This window comes from Streptomyces sp. NBC_01288 (genome assembly GCF_035982055.1).
In the GTDB taxonomy this organism is placed as follows: domain Bacteria; phylum Actinomycetota; class Actinomycetes; order Streptomycetales; family Streptomycetaceae; genus Streptomyces.
The window spans coordinates 3,417,881-3,435,952 of sequence record NZ_CP108427.1 but is presented as its reverse complement, the minus strand read 5'-3'; the positions used below and the strand labels follow the sequence as shown (position 1 = coordinate 3,435,952).

Sequence of the window (18,072 nt, the reverse complement as noted above, 5' to 3'; positions counted from 1 at the left end):
GCCTCCCTGTACCGGACAGGGCAACCCCTTAAGGGGCGCGGGGAACTGCGCGACCAGCCACAACGCGCTCGCACTCGCCAGACAACACAAGCCACTCAGACGCCAAGGCGCACACCCCGGTCCACCACACTCCGCCCCGTCACCATGACCAGCCCAACCCCCACGGCCAACCCCAACGCGGGCAGCACCGGAAACCGCCCTCCATAGGCGAACCCATGCCCCGCGAACCAGATCAGCGCACTCACACTCGCCGCCATCCCACCCCACAACGCCCAAGGCCAACGCGGGAGTTCAAACGGCAGATCCCCCGGCCGCGTCCACTCGTACACCACCACGAGCCCCCGCTCCAACGGCCGCAACGCCGCGACGACCCCCACCAGCACAACCCCCAGCACGACCAGCCAGGGCACCCGCAACGCCCACCAACTCCCCGACCCGTACGCCGGTTCGGGAGCGAGCCCGGTGAGATAGAAGGCGCCGGCGACGACCAGCACCGGCAGCATGTGCCACAGGTAGAGCGTCATACTGGCGCCCCCCAACGGCCGTACCAGCCACCAGAGTTGCTCGCGCTCCAACAGCCGCCGCAGCACCGGCGCAAGCAGCAGCGCCACCCCGACCTGCCCAACTACCCACGCCAGCATGGCCACCGACGGGGGATCGGTGTTGCTGGGACTCTGCCCGGTCACCAGGATCAGGCTCACCGGAAACGGCCCGAACGAGACCAGCCCCGCGAAGGCGACCGCACCGCCCGCGGCCATGACGCCGGGCAGGACGGCCCGTTCGGTGAGCAACATGTCCCGCCAGCAGAAGCCCAGTTGATAGGCGACGCCCCACACGAGCACGTAGTTGAGCAGCCCGACGAAGGGCGCGTGCACGGCGACCACCAACGCATCGGCACCGACCGCGACCACCCCCATCACCACCGGCACCCGCAACCCCCACCGCCGATGTGCCGCGTGCAGAACGGGAGTTGCCGCGCTGAGCAGCAGATACACCGGCAGGAACCAGAACTGCATCGCCATCGCCCACCCGACGAGCGCGAGGATGCCGGGGTCCACCCCGACCGCCGAACAGATCGCGACGGCGACCAGCACCAGCCCGCTGTACACCCCGGCCGGCAGCAGCAGCCGTAGCGCCCGCTGCCCCACCCAACCGGTCGCCGTACGGCCCTCGTTCCGGGCCCGCGCCCAGGAACCGCCGGCGGCATGCCCGCCGGCCAGGAAGAACAGCGGCATGATCTGGAACCCCAGGGTGAGCCACTGGGTCCAGGGCACGGTGGCGAGCAACTCCGGTGCGGTGAACACCCCGTTGGGGTCCCGCACCAGCCCGGTGATCAGCCAGTGCCCGACCACCACCAGCACGATCGCCCACGCCCGCAAGAAGTCGACGTAGCGATCCCGGCTCCCGCTGCCCCCGCTCAAATCCCCCATGGGACGCCATGGTGCCGCCGCCGGACGGCAGTTGTGGGGGAGCGGCGCCGTCCCGCAACCAATCCGTGCCCGTCACGACACCCGTCGCCGATCCGCGGCGGGCCCGCCGTCGCTCCCCAAATCCCTTGACCCGCCCTTGCCTTGACTCGCCCCTGTCAACGCTGCTTCCCTGAGCCCACACAGCGAATTGGTCTGCACCAATATCGATCCAGGATTGAATCGATTCACCCGGGCGATTGACCCCCACTTGGAGGACGTTGCATGCGCACCCGATCGAGATCCCGCTCCCTCCTCTCCGCCCTCTCCACCACGCTCCTGACCGGAGCCCTCGCGGCCGCCGGTCTCACCGCGGCGACCCCCGCATCGGCGGCCTCGTCCCCGAATGCCTGGCCCGCCCACGTCTTCGCGCCCTACTTCGACGCGGGCTCGGGAAACGTTTCCCTCACCGACGTGGCCAACAACTACGGCACCAAGTTCTTCACCGCCGCATTCGTCGACGGCCCCGGCTGTCAGTGGCAGGTGCCGGGCCAGTCCGCCCTCCAGTCGCAGATCGACGGCATCCGCGGCCTCGGCGGCGACGTCTCCGTGTCCTTCGGCGGCTACACCTCCGACACCGCGCTCACCGAGATCGGCGACTCCTGTTCCAGCCCGGATGCGGCGGCAGCGCAGATCGAGAACGTCATCACCACCTTCAACCTCTCGCGCGTCGACTTCGACATCGAGTCGGCGTCCCTCACCAACTCCTCCGGCATCGACCGCCGCGACAAGGCCCTTGCCCAGGTGCGCACTTGGGCCGCCAACAACGGCCGCGCGCTGTCGATCTCCGTCACCCTCCCCGCCCTCCCCAGCGGCCTCTCGGGCGATGGCCTGAACGTCCTCAACAACGCGCGCTCCAACGGTTTCACCCCGGACGTCGTCAACCTGATGACCATGGACTACGGCTCCTCGGGCACCGACATGGGCAACGCGGCCAACACGTCCGTGGACGCGGCGGCCGGCCAGGTCGCGAGCGCCTTCGGCATCTCCACCTCCGCCGCGTACGCCAAGCTCGGCAACACCCCGATGATCGGCCAGAACGACAGCGCCGGCGAGGTCTTCACCCTCGACAACGCCCGCAGCGTCGAGGCCTTCGACGCCTCGCGGGGGATCGCCCTGACGTCGTACTGGTCGCAGAACCGCGACAACGGCGGCTGCGCGGGCTCGACTTCGGCACAGAGCACGTGCAGCGGCGTCAGCCAGAACTCCGGTGACTTCGCACGGATCTTCCAGGCGTTCACCTCCGGCAGCAGCAGCAGCGGTGGCGGAGGAACCGGTTCAACTGTGCAGTCCCTGCCCGGGACTTGGACCCAGTGCGCGAGCGAGAACGGCACCTGCGCGGTCAGCGGCACGACCGCCGTCGCCTACGGCGCGAGCGGCAGGTTCAACTACGCCACGGAGACCGGCTCCACGGCGTGCACCAACGCGGTCTTCGGCGACCCGATCTCCGGCACCGCCAAGTCCTGCTACGGCCAGAGCGCCCCGCCCGCGACCAACGTCTGGACCTCCTGCGCCACCGAGGGCGGAACCTGCGCCTTCTCCGGCGTGATGACAGTGGCCTACGGCGCGGGCAGTTCCTTCAACTACGCGACCCTGCCCGGCGGTACGGCGTGCTCCAACGCCGTGTTCGGCGACCCGGCCTCCGGCACCGCCAAGTCCTGCTACCTGATCGGCGCACCGCCCTCCTTCGCCACCTGGACCAACTGCGCGGCGGAAGACGGCACTTGCACCTTCTCCGGCACCCACGAGGTGGCGTACGGCGCGGCCGGACGGTACGTGTACCGGTCCGTGTCCGGCTCCACCGGGTGCTCCAACGGGGTCTTCGGTGACCCGACCTCCGGAACGAGCAAGTCCTGTTACGTCCAGTAACGCACTCCTCACGAGGAAGGCCGGACGATGTTCAGATCGAAGTTGAGAGGAAAGGCCGCGCACACCACCGGACGTAGGTGGAGGTCAAGGCCGAGGTCGAGACGCCTGATCTGGCTGGCGACTCTGGCCCCGATGGTCGCCCTCCTCTACGGCACCACGACCACCCAACCCGCGCTGGCCGCCGCCCCCGGAGCCCCCTCCGGCTGGTCCACCGTCTTCACCGACGACTTCAACGGCTCGGCGGGATCGGCCCCTTCGGCGGCCAACTGGAAGTTCGACACCGGCCCGGGTTCCAGTTTCGGGACCGGTGAGATCGAGACGATGACCGACTCCACGGCCAACACCCACCTCGACGGCAACGGCAACCTCGACATCACCGCGCTGGGCTCCGGCAGTTCGTGGACCTCGGGCCGGATCCAGACCCCGACCGCGAACGTGGGCGCACCGGCCGGCGGCAAGCTGGAGGTCGCCGCGTCCATCCAACAGCCCAGCCCCTCAAGCGGGTTGGGTTACTGGCCCGCGTTCTGGATGCTCGGCCCGGGCCAGTGGCCGGAGAACGGCGAGATCGACATCATGGAGGACGTCAACGCCCTCTCCGACGTGGCCGGCACGATCCACTGCGGCACCTCCCCGGGCGGCCCCTGCAACGAGGGCACCGGAATCAGCAGCGGCCTGCGCGCCTGCTCCGGCTGCCAGAGCGGCTTCCACACGTACGCGATGATCCTCGACCGCACCAACACCTCGGCGGAGACGATCACGTTCTACCTGGACGGCAACGCCTACTACTCGGTCTCCGAGTCCCAGGTGGGCACGGCCACTTGGCAGGCGGCCTTCGACCACAACCAGTCGATCATCCTGGACCTGGCGATGGGCGGCACGTTCCCGGACGCGGCCTGCGGCTGCACAACGCCGTCAGGCTCGACGACATCGGGCGGCACCCTGAGCGTCGACTACGTAGCGGCGTACACCACAACAGGAAGCACCACAGGCTCCACCACCCAAGCCCTGCCCGGCACTTGGCCCAGTGCGCGAGCGAGAACGGCACCTGCACGCTCAACGGCACATCGGCGGTGGCCTTCGGAGCGAACGGCCGCTTCAACTACACGACGGCCACCGGCTCAACTCCCTGCACCACGGCGGTCTTCGGCGACCCGACCTCCGGAGTGGTGAAGTCCTGCTACGCGGAAGCGGCACCCCCGGCAACCGACATCTGGTCCTCCTGCGCGTCCGAGAACAACACCTGTTCCTTCTCCGGCGTGATGACGGTCGCGTACGGCGCCGCGGGTTCGTACCGCTACGCCACCCTGCCGGGCGGCACCCCCTGCACCAACGCGGTCTTCGGCGACCCGATCTCAGGCACGGCGAAGAGTTGCTACGTCGTCTCGCCACCCCCGACGTTCGCGACCTGGACGAATTGCTCGGCGGAGAACGGCACCTGCTCCTTCTCCGGCACGCACGAGGTGGCGTACGGAGCGAACGGCCAGTACTTCTACGGCTCGTTCAACGGGGGCACCCCGTGCACCAACGGAGTGTTCGGTGACCCGGCATCAGGAACGGCGAAGTACTGTTACTACCAGTAACAATGCGCAGGTCGGCGGCCCGCCGTTACTCACTTTCGGGTGACGCTCCCGACGGGCCTGGGGTGGCGCACCATGGCGAAAACGGGACCCGGCCCAGTGCCCACAAGGTCCGTCGCCCCGCCAGGGCGTCAACCTGGTGCATCACGCACATAAATGGACGGTACAGCCGACAGTCACGGAAATACGACCGACTCGTAACACGATTCACGTATCGCTCATATCCCGTCCGCCCGGTGGAGAAGGTGTGGGTGTGCGGCCAACAGGCCGCCACCCGCACACCGCACAGCCCGGGGTCCGGCCGTAGCCGTATCCAGGGAAGTGCCCGCACCATGCTGGGGGAACCCGTGACCTCTTCACCTTCCGTGTCCGTCCGCCGTCTGGCCGCAGCCGCTCTGGCCGCCGGCGCTCTCGTCGGCGCGGCGGCACTGCCGGCGACCGCTGCCGACCACCACGCGGCCCGGGCGAACGTGGAGATCAGCCGCGTGCAGTACGACTCTCCGGGACCGGAGGACCGCTCCAACCGCTCCCTGAACAACGAGTGGGTGGAGATCACCAACCACACCCGCAGCGCCGTCAACCTCGACGGCTGGAAGCTCTCGAACAAGGACGGCCAGACCTACACCTTCCGCCACTACCGCCTGGACGGCCACGCCACCGTCCGCGTCCACACCGGTGTCGGCCGCGACACCAACCGCGACCTCTACCAGGACCGCCACAACTACACCTGGGACAACCGCTCCGACACCGCCACCCTCCGCAACGACCACCGCCGCCTCGTGGACGACAAGTCCTGGGGCAACCACGGCGGCGGCCACGGCGGTGGCGGCCACAACGGCGGCGGCGGTCACAACGGTGGCGGCGGTCACGGTGGCGGCGGCCACCACTGATCACCCGCACTACGGCGTCCTGGCGCTATGACGCCGTGAGGCCCGAGCGGTGACGTGACATCCGCGGCGCGCTGCCCCATCCAAGGGCGGCGCGCCGCTTGTTTCTGCGCCGGGAGCAGGTGTGGGTAGCTTGGCCCCAACCACACGGCAGGGACGGGGCGTTCACACGATGGCGAAGAAACCGGTACGCGCGGCGGTGGGAGACATCTGGCTCAAGTGCCAGGTCTGCCAAGGAGATCTGTTCCGCGACCGGGGCGTCCTCCTGAACAGCACCGGCATGGAATTCATGAAACTGGCCTGGGCCGACGAGAACGCCACCGGCCTGATCTGCTGGCGCTGCGGCTACGTCCACCTGTTCGTGAACAAGGACATCAAGCTGTACCGGGCGGGCGAGTAGCGGAGCCCGCCGCGCCAAGTGGACTGGCCGGCCGACCTGTTGGGGTCGGCGGCCCGGACAACAGGTCCGCAGGCCGAGGCGGACGGAAGCTCCGGACCGCGCAGAAGCTCAGGGCTAGGCCGCACGGTTCTGGACACTGCTCCATTGCCCAACTGCCCAACTGCCCAACTGCTCTACGGCGGCTAACCGCACGAGTCGCAAACGCCCGTCGCGGGGAGCTGGACGAAGCACCTGCCACAGATCTGCGGAGGCCTTTCGACACGCGCGCGTCGGCGCTCGACGGCTGCCTGATGTCTGGGAGCGAGCGCAGGGACGCCACCACCGGGCGGCAGGGTCGCTCCGAAGTGCCGATAGCAGGCGAGCCGGGCATCGGCGGCATGCTGCTCACGCTCCAACACGTCCTCCACCGGCGTTTCTCCGGCGACTTCCAGCACTTCCTTGTAGCCGTTGCCCACCATGCCGTCGTCGCTGTGAACCACCAGCGCGGTCAGCGGCGGATCGCCCCGCCGATGCGCTTCACGGACCACCTTGCCGAGCGTGGAGCCGATCCAGTGATGCAGGCGAACCTTCGTACGGAATCCCGTACCGCTCTGGATCTCCTCAGCCAACTCCTTGTAAGTGATGACGGCGTGATAGCTGCGCGCCACGCCCACGAGCACGGAGTACGCCTCCACGGCCCAGGCTTCGCGAACCTCCTGCGTCGTAGGCAAAGCACCGTCGACCTCACGCTCAGGCTCGCTGTCCTTCATCCCCACCTCGCCATGGACTCGTTGAACGATGCCCCGCCGCGGCAGTGTGATCAGCAACAAACGGCGGTTTCCATTGACACCCGCCTGAACATACGCGAAGACCCCGTCCTCAGCTAAAGCGCTGACGGCGGGGTCTTTGGGCACCTAGTACAAGGTGCCCCCGGCAGGATTCGAACCTGCGCACACGGCTCCGGAGCCCAGGTGAGACCGTGACGCTTTTGTAGGCCTGACCTGCGGGGGAGGGGCGTCGGTGGGGCCCGCTGAGCAAGGTCATCACGTCCCTATTACGTGGGCGGCCTGTCGAGCGGCGAGGCGGCGCCGTATGGTCGAAGGCATGATCTCGGGCAGCGGCGGGGACCAGGACGGCGGCACGGAGTTCACGGAGGAGGGCCTCGGGGCTGTCCTGCGCGAGGCGTGCGCGAAGGCCCAACTGGACCCGGACGGTGCCGAGTTGCTGAGGCTCGGCTCCAACGCGGTGTACCGCTTATCGAAGTCGCCGATCATCGTTCGCGTTGCCCGTGACCTCGATGTCCTCGAAGACATGGAGCGGGCCGTACGAGTGGCGCGATGGCTGGAGGCGGAAGACCTTCCGGCTACTCGGGTGCCGGCGGGCATCACGCAGCCGCTCGTTGTCGGCGGTCGGGTCGTGACCTTCTGGGAGAGCGTTCAGGAGCACGAGGAGTACGCCACGGTGGGCGAGTTGGCCGACCTGCTGCGCCGACTTCACTGGCTTGAGGAGCCTGAGTCCCTGAGACTCCCGTACTTCGATCCGTTCGCGAATCTGTCGGCCTCCCTGAGGCGGATGGACGGCGTCACGGAGGAAGACCGCACGTTCCTGGAGGACCGTGCCGCAAAGCTCCACAAGGACTACGACCGGCTGGACTTCGTCCTCCCCTTCGGGATGATTCACGGGGACGCGAGCATCGGCAACGTGCTCCGCCACCGGGACGGTCACGCGGTGCTCATCGACCTCGATGGCTTCGCGCTCGCTCCGCGCGAGTGGGATCTGATCCAGACCGCGATGTTCTACGACCGGTACGGCTGGCACACGAAGGCTGAGTACGCCGAGTTCGTTCACCGGTATGGCTTCGAGCTGATGAACTGGCCCGGCTACGAGACCTTGGCGGATCTCCGTGAACTGATGATGGTGTCCTGGCTCGGCCACCAGGTCGCCGGCAGCGAGCGTTCCGCGGCGGAGTTCGCGCGGCGCGTGCGCTCACTGCGTACCGGCGAGGGACGAGACGAGTGGGGCCCGTTCTGAGCGGCGGCCCTACACGCGGGAGTCAGACACTGACGTGGGCCTCGGAAGCCACCCAGAGTCTGTGCTCTCCGACTTGCTCCGTGAAGGCTCGCGCTTCCGTGGTGTTGCCGACGGCGGCTAGGCCCTGCCGAAACTCGGCGAGGTAGCTGACACACCGGGCTGACTTGAGCTGTTCGCCGAGGTCCAGCGCATCGAGCGCCACCCTGCACGCCTCCTCGACATCGCCGGCACGTAGGTGCGCGTCGGCGAGAACCATGGTCGCGAAGAAGTCACTCCGCACGTGATTGCCGCTCATGGCGTTCTCGGCGTGAGAGACGGCCTGCCAGGCGCTGTTGACGTCACGGAAGCAGTGCGCGGCCTCGGCGGCAAGCTCTGTCTCGTCGAAGTAGCTGATCCACTCGGGCTCGTCGTCGCTGTTCCGGCTCTCCAACGCCCCGGTGGCTGCGCTCAGAGCGGCTTCGCAGGCTCGCACGTCGCCAGTTCGGGCTAGAGCGCGGGCTTCCATGACGTGGAACTGGGCGCGCAGTGTCGGAGTAGCCACGGGGGAGATGCCCATCAGGGCGGCACGGGCGAGTGTCGCGGCCTGGGTGTAGCGACCGAGGAACGTCGCCTGATGACTCATGGCGGACAGGATGCTCCCGGCGAGCCGGCGGTCGTTGGCGTCCTGGGCCAGTCGGAGGGCCTGGAGGAAGTACCGCTGCGCCAAGCCGTGGCGGCAGGCGTCGTAGGACATCCAACCGGCCAGGAGAGTTGCCTCGGCCACGGTGGAGAACAGGGCCCGCCCGACCTGCTCGGTGTACTGCCCGCGCAGGAGCGGTGTCACTTCGGTGCTGAGGTATTGGACAGCAGCGTGCCGAGCATGGTCGCCACCGAAACGGTCGTCCAACTCGGCGAACATGTCCGCGGTGGTCTTGATGGCGGCCACGTCTCCGAAACCGACGCGCATTCCATCCCGATGTTGCCGAGGAGAGGCTGGCTCGGGTGCGACCAGCCACCGAAGCGAGGCTTCGTTCCATGCGGGCTCGGACGGCTCGGCCTGTAACAGGGGCTCGTACCGGTTCAGATCAGCGCGCCACAGCAGGCCGACGGTCTCGATTGCCCCTTCGGGGCTTGCCGGATAACTGGCGTCGAGGAGTCCTGTGTCTCGCTGGCCCTCGTGGTTCAGCCCCAACTCGGCGGCGCTGAGTCCGTACGCCTCACACAGAAGTGGACCGTAGAAGTCGTCCGGCGTGCTGTGCCCGTTCTCCCAACTGGCGATACGGCGCTTCACGCTGGCGTCCGACGGAAGGTGGTGGCCACGGCGGAGCGCAACCTGACGCAGCTCCCGTACCAACCGCGGCTGACTCCAGCCGCGACCTACACGGGCTTGCCGTAAGTGAACGCTGATCGGCTCCAGCGAGGACGTGACCGTTCCCTCCCCACTTGTACATGGGTGCGACTTCTGGGGCACGCGATTCTTTGGCTTCTCGACCGAATGTACGCGCTGTTCACCGGTGCGCGCTGCAAGTAACCGGAGTTCGCGGGTTGTTGACCCGTGACGGGGGATGACGCGTGCACTCGGGACGTGTCATCCCCCGTCACCTCTCGTCATCTGCCCTCACCAGGGTGGTGCCCCTGAGTCTGGACACCAGGCGGCATTGCGGCCGCAACTGGGTTCTGACCGAGGTGAGATGACGTGCAGAGGATGACCAGAAGTGGCATGGAGTGGCTCTCCGCCGCAGCGGACGATCCCGCCGAGTGTCGGCAAGTGTGGGCGGACGATCCCCGGAGGCCCTGCGCGCTGTCGACCGGCCGCTTCTTCGACGTGCTGAGCGTGGACCAGCGTCTCGGGCTGGAGATGTTCGACCGTCTTCGACGAAATGGCATGCTGTTCGGGCCGGCGGTCGTCGACCGGAGGGCGCAGCGAGTCGGCTTCTTTCTGGGCTCGCAGGGCCGCGAGGTCTTCACGTACTACCTCGAACGCGAAACGTCATCGCCACCGTCGTACCGGTACCTCGACCACGGCTGCGCCATTGTCGTCCCCGGAGCCATCCCTCTGTCCGAGGACCGCTACCAATGGCTTCGCGCACCTACCCGCCGACCGGAAGCCAATCCGCGGCGCCCGGTCGCCCTCGCAACCGTTCTGGTCGCCTCCGCGGAACTCCTGGCACGGATGGACCGCTTCGACGAGGAGTACCCGACGCCCTACTCAGCGGTCGTTGCCCTCCCTGAGGAGACGACCACAGATGCCGGATGAGCCGACCCACGGGCGCGACGCTGCCGCGTGGTCACCTCTAGACAGCGACGGCTGGTACGCGGCCCGAGACGCGACCACTGCATTGCGCGACGTCCTTGTTCGCGCCGGCCTGGAAAAGGACTTCCCTTACCTGCGCGCGGACGTGAACGCCTTCGGACACGGTCTCGTCGACTTGGGCCGAGTGTCCCCCGCCACGGCCGAGCGCCTCGCAGAACTCCTTCGCCTGGCGCTGGCAAGCGGATACCGCCGAGACGGAGACGACGGAAGTCACGGATCGTCCATTGCCGAAGAACACGAGGGAAGGGCCTGACGCCATGACCGACCGGCGCGGAGTGGTGGCCAAACGAGCCGAGGACTTGTCCCCTGGCGTGCCCTACGTACGCGGCTGGAACCGCGCACGGCGAGGCGCCAGCACCCTGGCTGATCAGCTCGTGTTGCTCGGCCTGGACTCCGACTTCGCCGGCCTGGCGGCCGACGTGAACGTCTTCGGTGACGGGATCGTGCAGGTCGGGACCGTTCGGCCTGAAGCGGCCGAGCTGCTGGCGAGGTTGATTGCGGCCGGGCTCGCTGCGGAATCGAGTGACATGACGACGAAGGCGCCTCGGCTCTCGCCTCGGGAAGCTCCTGCGGCATGAACCACTGCTCGGTGGCGGTTGGTTGTCCTGCCGCTCGGCCGGGACCGGCGCCCCAGCGCCGCAGCCCGGACGAACGGCAGGACAACTACTACATCAGCTTGGGAAGCTGCGATCACTTGTAGCTTGCCGCCACTTGGCCGAACTGTCTCGACAGCACCGAACTTCGTAGGCACGTCGCAAGGGGCCCGCTGGAGGGCAAGAGCTGTGCCGCCCTTGGGAGAACAGCCCGGGAAGCTTGGGTTATCTGGCGACAGTTGCTGCGCTAACCAGCGGAGGAGTGGTGTTGGAGTCCCGGTTCGTAAATGTGGCCAGCCTCCTTGTTGTTCTTCACTGTGTATCGATCGGCTGCTGTCGACAGAACGGCTGCGCCGGTCTCAATCTTATTTACCGCTCGGTCAATAAGATTGAACTCGTCACTGTGTTTCTCCTCGGCGTCGCGGCATGAATTTGGACGTTAAGGGAACTCGGCCGGACCTTTTTCGCGTCACCTGGTTGATATTTTCGAGGGCGCGCCGCGCGAGCAGAGTGCTTGGATGGCCCTCGCCGAGGACACGCTCACGGTAGGCCAATACGCTACTGAGCAGGGCGAGCGCTTTATCTTCTTGGCGATTGGATGCGTACATCTTGCCAAGAGTGTAGCGAATTGAATAAATGGCAGGGTGATCCGCATCAAGAACGTCCTCATGGCGCTTTAGAGCAGCCTCGTGAGTCGAGATGGCATCTTCTAGGCGCCCGGCATCCTTAAGAGCTGAAGCAAGACAACGATGCGCTTCCAAGGTACTTGGGTGGTCAAACCCAAGTATACGTTCACGGTCAGACAGTACCTTCCTGTGTAATTCCAAGCCTTCTGAGTGCTTACCTGCTGAAGTGAGTGCGTGAGCAAGACTGTGCTGAGAACTCAAAGTATGCGGATGGTCTGTGCCGAGTACTCGTGTTTGGTCAGCTAGGACGGAATAGTGTAGCTTCAACGCTTCCTCGATAAGACTCATAGAATTGTAGGAATTGGCAAGACAATGACGGGCCAGGAGGGTGTGAGGATGATCCCCGCCCAGGACTCTCTCCCGGTCAGATGCGAACGCGCGATGAAGATCCAGGGCCTCAGATTTCTGATCTGCACCATCAAGTGCATGAGCGAGGCTATGCAGTGTCTCCAGCGTCGCCGGGTGATCAGTACCGAGCACTCGGCGTCTATCGGCTAGCACGGATCGAAGAAGACTGACTGCTTCTGGAATTTTGTCAGCCGAGTGGTACACATCGGCAAGCTTGTGCTTTGCGCTTAATGTTCGTGGATGTTCTGGACCGAGCGTCTTCTCGTACTTTCCGGCCACGGCGGTTTGCAAAGCGATGGCATCACTGTGCCGTTCGGCTTTGCTTAAAACATTCGCCAGACTCTGTCGGACGATGAGCGTACTGGGATGCTCTGAACCGAGTATCCTTTCGTGATCAGTTAGAGTGCTTCTGTATAGATCGATGGCCTCGTTGTACTTCCCATTGGCGCTTACAGCGGAAGCTAGGTTGTGCATGGAGGTGAGGTAATTTGAGTGATCAGACCCAAAGACCCGGGCTCTGTCTTCTGTCACTGACCTAAGGAGCGCAACTGAATCGTCACCGCGCCCCATTGCATTAAGGGCGCGTGCGAGCCCCTCGCGGGCATCGAACACATCAGGGTGATCGGGGCCCAGAAAGTTCTCCTGATCGGTCAAGATTTTTCGATGGAGTGCCAGAGAATCATCCGAACGCCCGGCTTTTCGATAGGCTGCCGCTAGACAATGCCTGGCTTCAAAAGAGGACGGGTGGTTAGCCCCGAAGAGCCTCTCTCGGTCAGCCAATACGTGCTCGTGGAATCTCACTGCGTCAGCGTGTCGGCCGGCTGAGCTGTAAGCGTGCGCGAGGCTATGTCTGGATGCCAGCGTGTCTGGATGATCTGATCCTAGAGACTTCTCACGGCTTTCTAGCACTGTTTGGTGGAGTGAGAGAGACTCGACAGTACGCCCTTCAGCGTTGTAAGCCGTGGCTAGACAGTGGCGGGCTCGATCGAACTCGCGATGACGGGGTCCGTAGGTGGCACGATAGGCTTCGAGTAATTCCTGGTGACGGATGAGCGCCTTATCCTTGAACCCCGCCTCTCCGTAAGCGTGGGCGAGGCTATGCCGAGCTGCTAGCGTTGCTGGGTGAGAGTTTCCGATAACTTTTTTGCAATCCGTGACAAGAAGCTCGCCCATTGAAATTGCTCTTACGCCATCACTGACTTCAGTGAGATAACGCAAAGACCAGGTGCGAGTCTCTATTAAAGCCAGCGCCAGGTCCTTATTGTGTCGAGCAAGCGGCACCTGTAGGTACTTTGATGTGACCGCTATCTGCTCGACCAATTGGAATCCTTCTACTCGATTCTGCCACGAGTGATCTTGTGGAATGCGGCTATGCAGGAAATGTTGAACTATTTTCTCGCCAATGGACATTAATGACCCTGTGGCTGCGCCGTGATCGCGGATGATGCGTTGAACGAGTCGATGGGCTATCACGGTAGAACGATCTACGCTGTAGGAGATGAGCGATGCATCAGCGAGATCGCCGAGTGCTCGATCTATTTTGGCAGGCGAGACATCCTGAAACACGCTTGAGAGTGAAGAGCGCTTCACGCCTGCAGGGGGGAGTAGTGCAAGCGCCTCAAGCACTTGCCGGGGAGTGCGGTCGCGCGCTGAGGCTTCGACCTGTTCGACTGCGAGAAGAACGGTCTGTGCAGTCCCGTGAGGGTACGTATCACCTTGGGCGGCCTGTAGAATTTCTGCGACTGGCGTAGTATTTAGAATTTCGAGGTATTGTGAATAAGTATAGCCTCGAATCTTGATGAGCCAAGCCGCTTGCGCGAGGGCGAGGGGTAGGTATCCGACCTCCTCTGCCAGAAATTGCGCCCCCTGTATATCTTCAATCCCCGTTCGTTGGATTAGGTATTCGATCGCCTGATCCGCAGTATAAGTGGAGACGCTGATGGCTTGTGCTGCATTTTCAAAGGAATGCTTATTGGTGGTTATGATGACTTGGGCGCTTCCAGAGGTGGGAACCCAAGGGAGGACATCACCAGGATCTTCAGCGTTATCGATAACTAGCAGTGTTGGCACGTCTGTGATCTCAAGCCACGACTGAGCCGCCCTTGCGGCTGTTGCGGTATCGTGATCTGGATCTGATAGGCCCAAGCGTGATGCAAGAACAGATAGGCCGCTAACGATCTGGTCAGAGCTTTCGCCAGTGATCCAAGCGACTACGGGCCAGTTATTTTGCAAACACATTCGAGCGTACGCTGCTGCTAGGTGGGTTTTGCCGACTCCGCGGAGCCCAGTGAGGGCCTGGACGATCGCCAAGCCCTCACTTCTTGCAGTTACTTCCAATTGCTGGAGGAGTGCGCTGCGAAGCTGGTAACCCGGTGGCTCACGCGGGATCTCCCCCAGCCTGATTACTTTTGGGCGAACCACCTCCGACCCTTCAGCGTGCGGAGGTGTAGAAGTTGACGACGTCCCGAAGTTGAAGGTGGCACCTTGAAAGTTTTGGCCGCCATCGCCAGCAGATAGATTGAACCCAGATCCACCGATGCTCTGAGTCGGAGGGGGTGCTGGGTCGGACTGAGCTTGCTGATCTTCGGGCTGATTGGCATTGCTTGGTTCCGCCCTGCGCTCTGCCCAGCCGGGAGCCCAAGCGCCGACGAGCCCGCCGATTACGCTGCCGACTGCTGTGCCAATGGCAATCCGGTTCGAGACATCACCCGGAACCAGAACGTAGGCCAGACCTGTGGATGCTGCGAGTACTAGGACGGCTACGCCAACGGCGGTGAGCCATTTTGATGTTGTTGACACTCAAGTCCCCCTGATCGCATCTCTGTCACTAGCTCAGCACAAGTCGCACCCGGTGTCAGCTACTAGCACAACCTGGCTCTTCGCGGCACTTCAGGTCGACTGATCGGGGACCGCGCTGACTGGTCAATCCAGTCAGGCTTTATGTGCATGAGCGCCTCTGGCGTTGCTCGACGCGGGCCCCGGACCGGGGCGGAGGCAGGAGCGCAGGCCCGCTCAGCGACCGGGCCGCGCGCGGTGAGCGGAGCGAGCCGCCTTGATGACGTGGAGAAAGTCTGAGCCAACTGAGGTTCGGCTACAGCCTGAAGGACAGTTCCAGATCGTCGCCGGGAAGGTGGAACTCCTCTAGGGCCAGCGGCTTGTCTCCCTCGGCGAGCGTCACGCGAATGACATGCAGGAGCGGGACACCTTCGGGCAGGCGGAGGGCTTGGGCCTGGTCCGGTAGGGGCATGCGGGTGCGGATGTACTCCGTGAAGTGGAGTTCGTGGCCCAACGCGGCGAGCGCGACGTAGAGCTCTGGCGCTGGCGGCGGTGCCTCCTCCTCGTACTTCGTGTCGACCAGGACGGAGAACGGCACGTAGGTGCGGTGGAGTTGGCGGAGGCGGCCGTGGTCGGCGGTCTGCAACACGTCGTACGTGAACATCGGCTCGCCTGGCGGGATGCGGAGGAGATCCGCCAATGCCAAGGGGGCGTCCGTGCGCGTGGCTACCGGTGGCTCGCCGTTCGTCCACTGGATGCCGTCGGCCTCCATGTACCGCCCGTCGGGGGCCAGGCGTACGCCGCGCGGGCGCGTGAGGCTTGGGCGGCTCTGGGGTGAGCGGGCGAATGTGCCTCGGCCCATGATCACCTCGACCAGGCCGGATGCCCGTAGCTCTGTGAGGCCCTGACGGACTGTGGGACGCGTCACGCCGAACTGCTTTGCCAACGCCTCCTCGGAGGGGAGCGGTTGGCCGGCGGGGAAGGTGCCGTTCAGGATGCCTTCGCGCAGGTAGTCGGCGATCTGCCGATACTTCGGCTGCGTGTTCTTCGGCGGCATGCGGGCCCTCCGTGGCCGTGATCGTCTCTCGGCTGTGCGTCTGCGTGGACAGTTCGTCCACGTGCGTAGACAGCCTCTCTCATCACAAGGCGGTTGACAACCCGTACTACGGGTCGCACTCTGGACTCCGGTCACCCGTACTACGGGTGGTCTAGCAACCCGAAGGATTGGCTTTCGGGTGCCAGAGATGAGGAGTTCAGATCAGTGGCAAGCCTTCCGATCGACACCGCGAAGTTCACGGGGATCATCTGTGCCGTACCCCCGGCTCCGCGGGTTGCGAATCGCGAGACCGGTCAGCTTCGCGTTGACCGTGACACCGGCAAGACCGTGTACCAGGTCGGTCTTTGCCTGATGGCCGGGTCATCGGCGGACGTGGTGAACGTGAGCGTCGCCGGCGAACCGGCCGGTGTGCAGCTCGGTATGCCCGTGGCCGTACGGGACTTGGTCGCCACGCCGTGGGAGAACGACGGGCGGCACGGGGTCGCATTCCGTGCGGCAGAGATCCGGCCCCTGAGTGCTCCGGCGGGGAAGGGGGCCGGGCAGTGATGATGCTGGCTTCCTCCACCTCCTCGGCCGGGACGGTCTGGCCGAGTTGGGTTCTGGTGGTGGCCGCAGTGCTGGTGTCGGGTCTGCTTCTCGCAGGCCCGGCCCTGCGCCGCCGCTACCCCGTGGCCTGGTGGCTGTTACTCGGCTTCCCGGTCATGGTCGTCCAAGTGGTGCGCACCTGGCGGCCGTTGATGGCCGGGTGCGGACTCGCCGTGAGCCGTCGGCCGGCGCTGACCGTGGTGTCCGGGCTCGTCGGCAACGGAGCGCCTCCGCCTCAGCCGCGTGTCCCGCGGCACGGGCTCATACGTCCGACGGGCGGCGGATTCTGGTTGCTGGTACGGCTGTTGCCGGGACAGGTGCCCGAGGACTTCGTCAAGGCGGGGCCCGCCATGGCGGAGGGCTGGCAGGTCCATGGGGTGCGGGTCACCTCCTGGAAGCCGGGAGTTGTACGGATCGCCGCCTCGGTGGCCGATCCACTGGCCTCTCCTCGGTTGCCGAAGCAGCGTGGGCCCGCTCAGCTACTCCGAGTCGCCGTGGGTGTGTTGGAGACCGGTGCCGGTTGGGTCATCGATCTGCGCCGCGTGCCGCACTGGCTGATCGTCGGTGCCACCCGGTCCGGCAAGTCGACGTTGATCAACGCACTCGTAGCGGGTCTGGCTCCGCAACCGGTCGCTCTGGTCGGCATCGACTGCAAGGGCGGCATGGAACTGTCGCTCTACGAACCCCGGTTGTCCGCCCTGGCGACCAATCGTGAGCAAGCGGTTCGGCTCCTGGCGGCGCTCGTCGACCTGACCCTCGACCGCATGACTGTCTGTCGGGCGGCCCGCGTACGCAACATCTGGGGTCTGTCGGAGGAGGAACGCCCGGTCCCTGTCGTCGTGATCGTCGACGAGATCGCGGAACTGTTCCTCGTCGCGAGCCGCAACGAGAAAGACGAAGCGCACGCGGCCGGTACGGCGTTGATCCGACTTGCTCAACTCGGCGCTGCGCTCGGGGTGTTCCTCGTCGTGGCCGGCCAACGGGTGGGCTCCGACCTGGGGCCGGGCGTCACGGCACTGCGTGCCCAACTCGGCGGACGCGTGTGCCACCGAGTGGCCGATCCCGGTACGGCGGAAATGGCGCTCGGCGACCTCAATCCCGACGCGCTCAAGGCCGCACAAGCCATCACCCCGGAACAGGCCGGTACGGCCGTGCTGGCCTCCGGCGACGGCTGGGAACGCGCCCGCTCGCACCTGGTCACAGAGGCGGACGCGGAAGCCATCGCGGCCGAGTACGCGCACCTCGCCCCGGTCCTGCCCGAACTGCTCACCGCGGCCAAGTGAGAGGGGGGCTGTCGTGCTGGTGTCCATGTCGGCCGTACTGCTGCTCGGCCTGTTCATCTGGTTCCTGCTGCGCATCCGCTACCTGCGCTGGGCGGACACGTTGCTCTGCGGGACCTTCGGCTTCCTGGTGGCAAAGACCGTGGCCGCGCCGGTGGTTCAGGCGGTCCTCGTCGCGGTCAGCGGCTTCCTCGGCCAACTCCGCTTCTGAAGCGACCTCACCTGATCTCCGAACAACAGAGAGGT

17 protein-coding genes are annotated in these 18,072 nt (G+C 65.4%); 12 read left to right on the top strand and 5 right to left on the bottom strand.

Features of this window, described 5'->3' with window-relative positions; translation table 11 throughout:
* Positions 1 to 95: 95 nt before the first annotated feature.
* A complete protein-coding gene (locus tag OG194_RS14730; RefSeq protein WP_327401306.1) occupies positions 96 to 1,430 on the bottom strand; it encodes an acyltransferase family protein in 1,335 nt (444 codons plus the stop codon).
* A 261-nt stretch (positions 1,431 to 1,691) separates the two neighbouring features.
* Here OG194_RS14730 and OG194_RS14725 point away from each other — a divergent pair, with 261 nt between their 5' ends.
* The 5 genes from OG194_RS14725 (at position 1,692) to OG194_RS14705 (ending at position 6,199) form a co-directional block, all read left to right on the top strand.
* Positions 1,692 to 3,335: a chitinase gene (locus tag OG194_RS14725; RefSeq protein WP_327401305.1), complete on the top strand. Its 1,644-nt coding sequence runs from the start codon at positions 1,692 to 1,694 to the stop codon at positions 3,333 to 3,335.
* Positions 3,336 to 3,467: 132 nt separating this feature from the next.
* Entirely contained in the window at positions 3,468 to 4,505 is a 1,038-nt protein-coding gene (locus OG194_RS14720) for a glycoside hydrolase family 16 protein (protein ID WP_327401304.1), read from the top strand.
* Positions 4,502 to 4,915, top strand: a complete 414-nt coding sequence (locus tag OG194_RS14715) for a hypothetical protein (protein ID WP_327401303.1) — start codon at positions 4,502 to 4,504, stop codon at positions 4,913 to 4,915. Before OG194_RS14720 ends, OG194_RS14715 begins: the two co-directional genes overlap by 4 nt.
* Positions 4,916 to 5,259: 344 nt before the next feature.
* Positions 5,260 to 5,802: a lamin tail domain-containing protein gene (locus tag OG194_RS14710; RefSeq protein WP_442811555.1), complete on the top strand. Its 543-nt coding sequence runs from the start codon at positions 5,260 to 5,262 to the stop codon at positions 5,800 to 5,802.
* 169 nt (positions 5,803 to 5,971) lie between these two features.
* The gene (locus OG194_RS14705) at positions 5,972 to 6,199 is read left to right on the top strand and encodes a hypothetical protein (protein ID WP_327401302.1); all 228 of its coding nucleotides are present in this window, start codon (positions 5,972 to 5,974) and stop codon (positions 6,197 to 6,199) included.
* 182 nt (positions 6,200 to 6,381) lie between these two features.
* Here OG194_RS14705 and OG194_RS14700 read toward each other — a convergent pair whose 3' ends face one another.
* Positions 6,382 to 7,092: a hypothetical protein gene (locus OG194_RS14700; RefSeq protein WP_327401301.1), complete on the bottom strand. Its 711-nt coding sequence runs from the start codon at positions 7,090 to 7,092 to the stop codon at positions 6,382 to 6,384.
* Positions 7,093 to 7,282: 190 nt separating this feature from the next.
* Here OG194_RS14700 and OG194_RS14695 point away from each other — a divergent pair, with 190 nt between their 5' ends.
* Positions 7,283 to 8,209, top strand: a complete 927-nt coding sequence (locus tag OG194_RS14695; RefSeq protein ID WP_327401300.1) for a phosphotransferase family protein — start codon at positions 7,283 to 7,285, stop codon at positions 8,207 to 8,209.
* A gap of 22 nt (positions 8,210 to 8,231) precedes the next feature.
* Here the strand turns inward: OG194_RS14695 and OG194_RS14690 are convergent, their stop codons facing one another.
* Positions 8,232 to 9,479, bottom strand: a complete 1,248-nt coding sequence (locus OG194_RS14690; protein WP_327401299.1) for a hypothetical protein — start codon at positions 9,477 to 9,479, stop codon at positions 8,232 to 8,234.
* A 429-nt stretch (positions 9,480 to 9,908) separates the two neighbouring features.
* On the opposite strand from OG194_RS14690, the gene OG194_RS14685 reads away from it, so the two are divergent.
* The 3 genes from OG194_RS14685 to OG194_RS14675 are packed head-to-tail and all read left to right on the top strand — an operon-like array spanning position 9,909 to position 11,080.
* Positions 9,909 to 10,445, top strand: a complete 537-nt coding sequence (locus OG194_RS14685; RefSeq protein WP_398852571.1) for a bifunctional DNA primase/polymerase — start codon at positions 9,909 to 9,911, stop codon at positions 10,443 to 10,445.
* The gene (locus OG194_RS14680; protein ID WP_327401298.1) at positions 10,435 to 10,755 is read left to right on the top strand and encodes a hypothetical protein; all 321 of its coding nucleotides are present in this window, start codon (positions 10,435 to 10,437) and stop codon (positions 10,753 to 10,755) included. Before OG194_RS14685 ends, OG194_RS14680 begins: the two co-directional genes overlap by 11 nt.
* 4 nt (positions 10,756 to 10,759) lie before the next feature.
* The gene (locus OG194_RS14675) at positions 10,760 to 11,080 is read left to right on the top strand and encodes a hypothetical protein (protein WP_327401297.1); all 321 of its coding nucleotides are present in this window, start codon (positions 10,760 to 10,762) and stop codon (positions 11,078 to 11,080) included.
* A gap of 413 nt (positions 11,081 to 11,493) precedes the next feature.
* Here OG194_RS14675 and OG194_RS14670 read toward each other — a convergent pair whose 3' ends face one another.
* Positions 11,494 to 14,439: a tetratricopeptide repeat protein gene (locus tag OG194_RS14670; RefSeq protein WP_327401296.1), complete on the bottom strand. Its 2,946-nt coding sequence runs from the start codon at positions 14,437 to 14,439 to the stop codon at positions 11,494 to 11,496.
* Between the two features lie 781 nt (positions 14,440 to 15,220).
* Positions 15,221 to 15,961: a GntR family transcriptional regulator gene (locus tag OG194_RS14665; protein WP_327401295.1), complete on the bottom strand. Its 741-nt coding sequence runs from the start codon at positions 15,959 to 15,961 to the stop codon at positions 15,221 to 15,223.
* Between the two features lie 204 nt (positions 15,962 to 16,165).
* On the opposite strand from OG194_RS14665, the gene OG194_RS14660 reads away from it, so the two are divergent.
* Genes OG194_RS14660 through OG194_RS14650 form a run of 3 tightly spaced genes read left to right on the top strand, consistent with a single transcriptional unit; the run spans position 16,166 to position 18,037 of the window.
* Positions 16,166 to 16,507 (top strand): SCO3933 family regulatory protein, encoded by a 342-nt coding sequence (locus OG194_RS14660; RefSeq protein WP_266772555.1) that lies wholly within the window; start codon positions 16,166 to 16,168, stop codon positions 16,505 to 16,507.
* Positions 16,507 to 17,829 (top strand): FtsK/SpoIIIE domain-containing protein, encoded by a 1,323-nt coding sequence (locus OG194_RS14655; RefSeq protein WP_327401294.1) that lies wholly within the window; start codon positions 16,507 to 16,509, stop codon positions 17,827 to 17,829. Before OG194_RS14660 ends, OG194_RS14655 begins: the two co-directional genes overlap by 1 nt.
* Positions 17,830 to 17,842: 13 nt before the next feature.
* On the top strand, positions 17,843 to 18,037 hold the full coding sequence (locus OG194_RS14650) for a hypothetical protein (protein WP_019060840.1): 195 nt from the start codon (positions 17,843 to 17,845) through the stop codon (positions 18,035 to 18,037).
* Positions 18,038 to 18,072 lie beyond the last annotated feature (35 nt).